This window comes from Pseudomonas sp. TWI929 (genome assembly GCF_039673335.1).
Lineage (GTDB): Bacteria > Pseudomonadota > Gammaproteobacteria > Pseudomonadales > Pseudomonadaceae > Aquipseudomonas.
Window position 1 is genome coordinate 36,206 of the sequence record NZ_JBDJLK010000045.1, and the last position, 7,220, is coordinate 43,425.

General features: G+C 62.1%; 7 protein-coding genes. 3 read left to right on the top strand and 4 right to left on the bottom strand.

The genetic code is table 11. The features are described from left to right. Positions 1-11: 11 nt before the first annotated feature. Positions 12-1,472 carry a protein adenylyltransferase SelO gene (locus ABE456_RS18150; RefSeq protein WP_346645135.1) on the top strand — a complete coding sequence of 487 codons (1,461 nt, stop codon included), beginning with the start codon at positions 12-14 and terminating at the stop codon, positions 1,470-1,472. 77 nt (positions 1,473-1,549) lie between these two features. Next, positions 1,550-1,984 carry a thioredoxin TrxC gene (trxC, locus tag ABE456_RS18155; protein ID WP_346645136.1) on the top strand — a complete coding sequence of 145 codons (435 nt, stop codon included), beginning with the start codon at positions 1,550-1,552 and terminating at the stop codon, positions 1,982-1,984. Between the two features lie 285 nt (positions 1,985-2,269). On the opposite strand, the gene ABE456_RS18160 is transcribed toward trxC, so the two are convergent. Together ABE456_RS18160 and ABE456_RS18165 are read right to left on the bottom strand one after the other, a co-directional pair. Next, positions 2,270-3,043, bottom strand: coding sequence for a ParA family protein (locus tag ABE456_RS18160; RefSeq protein ID WP_346645137.1), 774 nt, complete (start codon positions 3,041-3,043; stop codon positions 2,270-2,272). 94 nt (positions 3,044-3,137) lie between these two features. Beyond that, the gene (locus ABE456_RS18165) at positions 3,138-4,031 is read right to left on the bottom strand and encodes a LysR substrate-binding domain-containing protein (protein ID WP_346645138.1); all 894 of its coding nucleotides are present in this window, start codon (positions 4,029-4,031) and stop codon (positions 3,138-3,140) included. A 164-nt stretch (positions 4,032-4,195) separates the two neighbouring features. Between ABE456_RS18165 and ABE456_RS18170 the strand changes: the two genes are divergently transcribed. Then, positions 4,196-5,383 carry an MFS transporter gene (locus tag ABE456_RS18170; RefSeq protein ID WP_346645140.1) on the top strand — a complete coding sequence of 396 codons (1,188 nt, stop codon included), beginning with the start codon at positions 4,196-4,198 and terminating at the stop codon, positions 5,381-5,383. A 100-nt stretch (positions 5,384-5,483) separates the two neighbouring features. On the opposite strand, the gene ABE456_RS18175 is transcribed toward ABE456_RS18170, so the two are convergent. Both ABE456_RS18175 and hemE read right to left on the bottom strand, forming a co-directional pair. Continuing rightward, positions 5,484-5,831: a NirD/YgiW/YdeI family stress tolerance protein gene (locus tag ABE456_RS18175; protein WP_063912051.1), complete on the bottom strand. Its 348-nt coding sequence runs from the start codon at positions 5,829-5,831 to the stop codon at positions 5,484-5,486. 117 nt (positions 5,832-5,948) lie between these two features. Continuing rightward, positions 5,949-7,013, bottom strand: coding sequence for a uroporphyrinogen decarboxylase (gene hemE, locus ABE456_RS18180; protein ID WP_346645139.1), 1,065 nt, complete (start codon positions 7,011-7,013; stop codon positions 5,949-5,951). Positions 7,014-7,220 lie beyond the last annotated feature (207 nt).

Consider the following 7,220-nt stretch of genomic DNA (forward strand, 5'->3'; position numbering starts at 1 on the left):
GAGCCGGCCCCGTGAAAGCCCTCGACCAACTCACCTTCGACAACCGCTTCGCCCGCCTGGGCGACGCGTTCTCCACCCAGGTGCTGCCCGAACCCATCGCAGACCCGCGCCTGGTGGTAGCGAGCGAGTCGGCCATGGCCCTGCTCGACCTCGACCCGGCACAGGCCGAGCTGCCGCTGTTCGCCGAACTGTTCAGCGGCCACAAGCTGTGGGAAGAAGCCGACCCACGGGCGATGGTGTATTCCGGCCACCAGTTCGGCTCGTACAACCCACGTTTGGGCGATGGCCGCGGCCTGTTGCTGGCCGAAGTACTGAACGACGCCGGTAAACACTGGGACCTGCACCTCAAGGGTGCCGGCCAGACGCCCTATTCGCGCATGGGCGACGGCCGCGCCGTGCTGCGCTCGTCGATCCGCGAATTCCTCGCCTCCGAAGCCCTGCATGCCCTGAACATCCCCAGCAGCCGCGCGCTGTGCGTGATAGGCTCCAGTACCCCGGTGTGGCGCGAAACCCGTGAAAGTGCCGCCATGCTTACGCGCCTGGCGCAGAGCCACGTGCGCTTCGGCCATTTCGAGTACTTCTACTACACCAAGCAGCCCGAACAGCAGCGGGTACTGATCGACCACGTGCTGCAGCAGCACTACCCCGAATGCCGCGATGCCGAACAGCCCTACCTGGCCATGTTCCGCACCATCGTCGAGCGCAATGCCGAACTGATCGCCCGCTGGCAGGCGTATGGCTTCTGCCACGGGGTGATGAACACCGACAACATGTCGATCCTCGGCATCACTTTCGATTTCGGCCCGTACGCCTTCCTCGACGACTTCGACGCCAATTTCATCTGCAATCACTCCGACGACCGTGGCCGCTACAGCTACGCCAACCAGGTGCCCATCGCCCACTGGAACCTCAGCGCGCTGGCCCAGGCGCTGACCACGGTGATCGAAGTGGAGCCGCTGAAGGAGGCGCTGGGTCTGTTCCTGCCGCTGTACCAGGCCCATTACCTGGACCTGATGCGCCGGCGCCTGGGCCTGACCAGCGCCGAGGACGACGACATGGCACTGGTCGAGCGCCTGCTGCAGCGCATGCAGAGTGGCGGTGTGGACTACAACCTGTTCTTCCGCAAGCTGGGCGAGCAGCCCGTCACCGATGCATTGAAAGTGGTGCGCGACGACTTCATCGACCTGGCCGGTTTCGATGCCTGGGGCACCGATTACCTGGCCCGTTGCGACCGGGAGTCCGGGAATGCCGACGGGCGGCGAGAGCGCATGCATGCAGTGAACCCGCTGTATGTGCTGCGCAACTACCTGGCGCAGAAAGCCATCGAAGCGGCAGAAGCGGGGGATTACAGTGAAGTGCGGCGGCTGCATCAGGTGCTGACCAAGCCCTTTGAAGAACAGCCCGGAATGCAGGCCTATGCCGAGCGCCCGCCGGAGTGGGGCAAGCACCTGGAAATCAGCTGTTCTTCCTGATTAACGCCGAACCCTGTGGGAGCGGCCTTGTGTCGCGATGGACTGCAAAGCAGCCCCAAAAATCTCGAGGTAACAACATGTCTGACCCATTGGTTATTCCCTGCCCGCACTGCAACGGACTAAACCGCCTGCCCGCCGAGCGCCTGGGCGACTCACCAAAATGCGGCCGCTGCAAACAGGATGTGCTGCTGAGCAGCTCCTTTGAGCTCAGCGAAGCCAACTACGCCAGCCAGATCAAGGGCGACCTGCCGCTGCTGGTCGACATCTGGGCCGACTGGTGCGGCCCGTGCAAGTCCTTCGCCCCCACCTTCGAACAAGCCGCCCGCCAATTGGCCGGCCGCTGCCGCCTGGCCAAGCTCGACAGCGAAGCCAACCGCAACCTGGCCGGGCAACTGGGCATCCGCTCGATCCCCAGCCTGCTGCTGTTCAAGAACGGCCGCGAAGTCAGCCGCCAGGCCGGGGCGTTTCCACTCCAGTCGTTGCTGGAGTGGCTGCGTGGGCAGGGGGTTTAGGGCTCTGTTGGGATAGGGTAATGCGCATCTTCATATCGCTCTATTGCGGTGACGAGTTCATCCCTTTCCAAACCATCCTGCGTAGCCGCGTCTGCCTGAAAAATTGCTTCAAGTCGCTGGAACGCTGCTCGAAGATCGTCGTCAGTTCGAATCAACTTAATATTCAGAATATTTGCTCCACTTCGGACTGCATCAGGGCAACCAGGCGAACACCTTAAGCGAGGTGGCGCCTATGAGATTGAGCGCCGCCCGCGCGGCGCTCGATCTCATAGGCGCTGATGATCTTCAACCATTCTCCTCAAGCAAATCATGCAACTCGACAAACTGCTGGGTCAGCTTGTGCTTCGGCTCCAGGTGAATCAGCGGCAGGCTGGCGTGGTGCGATTCGCGCATCTTCACCGAGCTGCCCAGGTACACCGGTAGCACCGGCAGGCCTTCGGCCAGCAGTTCGTCGAGCATCTGCTGCGGCAAGCTGGCGCGGGACTGGAACTGGTTGACCACGATGCCTTCGACCATCAGGTCTTCGTTATGGTCTTCCTTGAGGTCTTCGATCTCGGCCAGCAGGCCATACAGGGCCTGACGCGAGAAACTGTCGCAGTCGAAGGGGATCAGTACACGGTCGGCAGCGATCAGCGCCGAAACCGCATAGAAGTTAAGCGCGGGCGGGGTATCGATGTAGATGCGCTCGTAATCCTCGTCCAGCTCGTCCAGCAACTTACGCAGCTTGTTGATCTTGTGCTTGGCCTCCAGCTTGGGCTGCAGGTCGGCCAACTCGGCAGTAGCCGTGACCACGTGCAGGTTGTCAAACGGGGTTTCGTAGATATCGACCTTGTTCTTCTTGCTGAACGGCCCGCTCGACAAGCTCTGCTTGAAGAAGTCAGCAATGCCCATGGGGATGTCCTCGCCGGTAAGGCCGGTGAGGTACTGGGTCGAGTTGGCCTGGGCATCCAGGTCGATCAACAGGGTCCGGTAGCCTTCATTGGCACTGACCGCCGCCAGGTTGCAGGCGATGCTCGACTTGCCCACGCCACCCTTCTGATTGAACACCACGCGCCGCATGATTGACCTCCGTGTTTCAACGAATGCCCGAGTATGTGGCGGCGCCGCAGCAATGGCCAGTGCCATTTGCCGTGTGGCCTGCACAGGCCGCCTGTCACTCATAGGCCTGCCCAGTGACCAACTCGGCAAACGCCCTGGCCATTGCCGACCCACCGCGCTCGCGCTGCACCAGCCACACCGCCGACGTGGCCCCTTCGTCGAGCAAGGTGCGGTACACCACCCCTTCAATGCGCATCCGCTGGAACGAGGCCGGCAGCACCGATACCCCCAGCCCCGCCGACACCAGGCCGATGATGGTCATCGCCTCCCCCGCCTCCTGGGCAAAATGCGGGCTGAACCCCGCCTGGCGCGCCAGGCTAAGTAACTGCGCATGCAAGCCACTCCCATAACTGCGCGGAAAGAACACGAACGGCTCATGGGCCAGAGCCGCCATGTGCACGCCCTGCTCAGTGCCTTCGGCCAGCGGATGCGAAGCGTTGATCACCGCCACCAGCGGCTCACGAAACAATTCGGTGGCCAGCAACCCCTCAGGCAACGGCATCGGCCGCATCAGCCCCACTTCGATGGATTCGTCGAACACCCCCTCGGCGACATCCCGGCTGCTCATTTCCTTGAGGTTCAGGTGCACCGCCGGAAAGCGCTGGCGAAAGGCGTGGATGGCCTTGGGAATCTTCGAAGTGAAGGGCGCCGACGAGGTAAAACCGATCTTCATTTCGCCCAACTCGCCCAACTGAGCGCGCCGGGCTACATCTGCGGCTTTATCGACCTGCGCCAGCACCTGGCGTGCCTCTTCAAGGAACAGCCTGCCCGCCTCGCTCAGCTCGACCCGACGATTGGTACGTTCGAACAACCGCGCGCCCAACTCCTGCTCCAGCGCCTGGATCTGCTGGCTGAGCGGTGGCTGGGAAATACCCAGCTGCTGGGCGGCGCGGCCAAAGTGCAGCTCTTCGGCCACGGCAATGAAGTAACGCAGGTGGCGCAGTTCCATGATCGGCTCCGAACAGGTCGAAAAACGTCTTAAATAGGTCGAACAATATATTGGATCTAATCATTAGCCAGCTATATGCTTTTTTCATTGCGCCCGAGGTACCCGCCGTGAAAACTGCTGTAGCCCCCCTTCCTGCCGAGCCAGAAGCTGCTCCCCTGAACGAGATGTGGATCGAAAAAGGCACCCCCGCCTTCATGAAGACCGTGCTGGCGCTGTTCAGCGGCGGCTTCGCCACCTTCGCCCTGCTGTACTGTGTGCAGCCGATGATGCCGCTGTTGTCCAAGGAATTTGCCATCAACGCGGCGCAGAGCAGCCTGGTGTTGTCGGTGTCCACCGCCATGCTGGCGTTCGGCCTGTTGATCACCGGCCCCATCTCCGACCGTATCGGGCGCAAGCCGGTGATGGTGTTCGCCCTGGTGTGCGCCGCCCTCTCCACCCTGGCCAGCGCCGTGATGCCGAGCTGGGAGCTGGTACTGGCCACCCGCGCCCTGGTGGGCCTGTCGCTAAGTGGCCTGGCTGCGGTGGCGATGACCTACCTGAGCGAAGAAATCCACCCGCAGCACATCGGCCTGGCCATGGGCCTGTACATCGGCGGCAACGCGATTGGCGGCATGAGCGGGCGGCTGATAACCGGCGTGCTGATCGACTTCGTCAGCTGGCACACGGCGATGCTGACCATCGGCGGCCTGGCCCTGGTGGCCGCGCTGGTGTTCTGGAAGGTGCTGCCGGAATCACTCAACTTCCGCCCGCAGATGATGAACCCGCGCAGCCTGCTGGATGGCTTTGTCATGCACTTCAAGGATGCCGGCCTGCCTTGGCTGTTCCTTGAAGCCTTCCTGCTGATGGGCGCCTTCGTCACCTTGTTCAACTACATCGGCTACCGCCTGCTGGCCGAGCCGTACCACATGAACCAGGCGCTGGTCGGTTTGCTGTCGGTGGTGTACCTGTCGGGCATCTACAGCTCCGCGCAGGTCGGCGCCCTGGCCGACAAGCTGGGCCGGCGCAAGGTGTTCTGGGCCAGTATCGTGGTGATGGCCGGCGGCTTGCTGATGACCCTGGCCAGCCCGCTGGCGGTGGTGATCATTGGCATGCTGGTGTTTACCTTCGGCTTCTTTGGCGCGCACTCGGTGGCCAGCAGCTGGATCGGCCGCCGGGCGTTGAAGGCCAAGGGGCAGGCGTCGTCGCTTTACCTGTTCAGCTACTACGCCGGGTCGAGCGTGGCTGGTACTGCGGGCGGAGTGTTCTGGCACCAGTGGGGCTGGAATGGCATCGGGCTGTTCATTGGCAGCTTGCTGGCGGTGGCGTTGCTGGTGGCGTTGCGCCTGAGCAAGTTACCGCCGAAAACTGCTTGAGGCCCTTTCGCGGGTAAACCCGCTCCCACAGGGACCGCGCAACATCCGAGGGCGGCGCTGTACCTGTGGGAGCGGGTTCACCCGCGAAGTGGCCTGTGGCTCAGTTGATGATCTCAACCCTATCCACATCCACCTCCCGGCTCATCAGGTGCTTCTCCACCTCACCGGTCAACTTGACCTTGGTCTTGTCATTGAACGGTGTCGGCGGCAGGTCTTCATCGTCGATTTCAACAGTAATGGTACCGGTGTTGTCCTTGAACTCGTACTTGTCGTCGTTGTTGATCTTCTTGGTCACGAAGCCCTGCAGCACCACCGGGGTGTCATCGGCGGCATCGTTGGCAGCAGCGACGGTGGTGACCGACTGCGCACCAGGGCCGGTGTAGCCAGCCGCCAGGGCAGCAGTGCTGAACAGCGGGGCAAGGATCAGGGCGAGGTAACGTGCTTTCATGAGGATCGGGTCCTGTTTCGGTTTCGATGGGACCAGATTAGCGACGATCGCTGAATTAAAACTTAATGCAACAAAAAGCCCGGCACATGGCCGGGCTTACTGTTTTCAGCGATCAATTCACTGGTGGTACTGCGCCGACAACTCATGCACGGCATTGATGAACACGCCAGCATGCGCCGGATCGACTTCCGGGGTAATGCCGTGGCCGAGGTTGAACACATGGCCCGTGCCCTTGCCATAGCTGGCCAGAATACGCGCCACTTCCTGGCGAATGGCCTCCGGCTTGGCGTACAGCACCGTCGGGTCCATATTGCCTTGCAGGGCCACTTTGTCACCCACGCGGCGGCGGGCATCGCCGATCTCGCAGGTCCAGTCCAGGCCCAGCGCGTCGGCACCCGCTTCGGCGATGCTTTCCAGCCACAGTCCACCGTTCTTGGTGAACAGGATCACCGGCACCTTGCGCCCTTCGTGCTCGCGGATCAGGCCGCTGACGATCTTGCGCATGTAGGCCAGGGAGAATTCCTGGTAGGCCGCCGCCGACAGGTTGCCGCCCCAGGTGTCGAAGATCTGCACAGCCTGGGCGCCGGCAAGGATCTGGCCGTTGAGGTAGCTGGTGACCGACTGGGCCAGCTTGTCCAGCAGCAGGTGCAGGGCTTGCGGGTTGTCGTAGGCCATGGCCTTGGTTTTGCGGAAGTCCTTCGACGAACCGCCTTCGACCATGTAGGTGGCCAGGGTCCACGGGCTGCCCGAGAAGCCGATCAGCGGCACGCGCCCGTTCAGTTCGCGGCGGATGGTGCTGACCGCGTCCATGACATAGCCCAGGTCCTTCTGCGGATCAGGGATCGGCAGCGCTTCGATATCGGCCGGGGTGCTGATGACCTTCTTGAAACGCGGGCCTTCGCCGGTTTCAAAGTACAGGCCCAGGCCCATGGCATCGGGGATGGTGAGGATGTCCGAGAACAGGATCGCTGCGTCCAGCGGGTAGCGGTCCAGCGGCTGCAGGGTGACCTCGCAGGCGAACTGCGGGTTCATGCACAGGCTCATGAAATCACCGGCCTTGGCGCGGCTGGCGCGATACTCCGGCAGGTAGCGGCCGGCCTGGCGCATCATCCACACCGGGGTGACGTCTACGGGTTGCTTGAGCAGTGCACGCAGGAAACGATCGTTCTTCAGGGCAGTCATGTCGGCATCCGGAAAAATAGTGCGGGCATTTTCTCAGACGCCAGCGCAAAAGGCACGGCCATGACCATGCGTTTTGTCTATTGGATGCCACAGATCAAGCGTTTTTGTATACAAAAGCTTCGCGGGCAAGCCCGCACCACCAAGGTCCCCGCCCTTACAGTAAGAGCGGGCGTGACCGCGTAAAAGAAAAAAAAAAAAAGGATATAT

Bases quoted from the DNA above. Each gene is read 5' to 3' on its own strand.
- ABE456_RS18165 (WP_346645138.1), bottom strand. From the start codon at position 4,031: ATGGAACTGCGCCACCTGCGTTACTTCATTGCCGTGGCCGAAGAGCTG.
- hemE (WP_346645139.1), bottom strand. From the start codon at position 7,013: ATGACTGCCCTGAAGAACGATCGTTTCCTGCGTGCACTGCTCAAGCAA.
- ABE456_RS18160 (WP_346645137.1), bottom strand. From the start codon at position 3,043: ATGCGGCGCGTGGTGTTCAATCAGAAGGGTGGCGTGGGCAAGTCGAGC.
- ABE456_RS18170 (WP_346645140.1), top strand. From the start codon at position 4,196: ATGTGGATCGAAAAAGGCACCCCCGCCTTCATGAAGACCGTGCTGGCG.
- ABE456_RS18175 (WP_063912051.1), bottom strand. From the start codon at position 5,831: ATGAAAGCACGTTACCTCGCCCTGATCCTTGCCCCGCTGTTCAGCACT.
- trxC (WP_346645136.1), top strand. From the start codon at position 1,550: ATGTCTGACCCATTGGTTATTCCCTGCCCGCACTGCAACGGACTAAAC.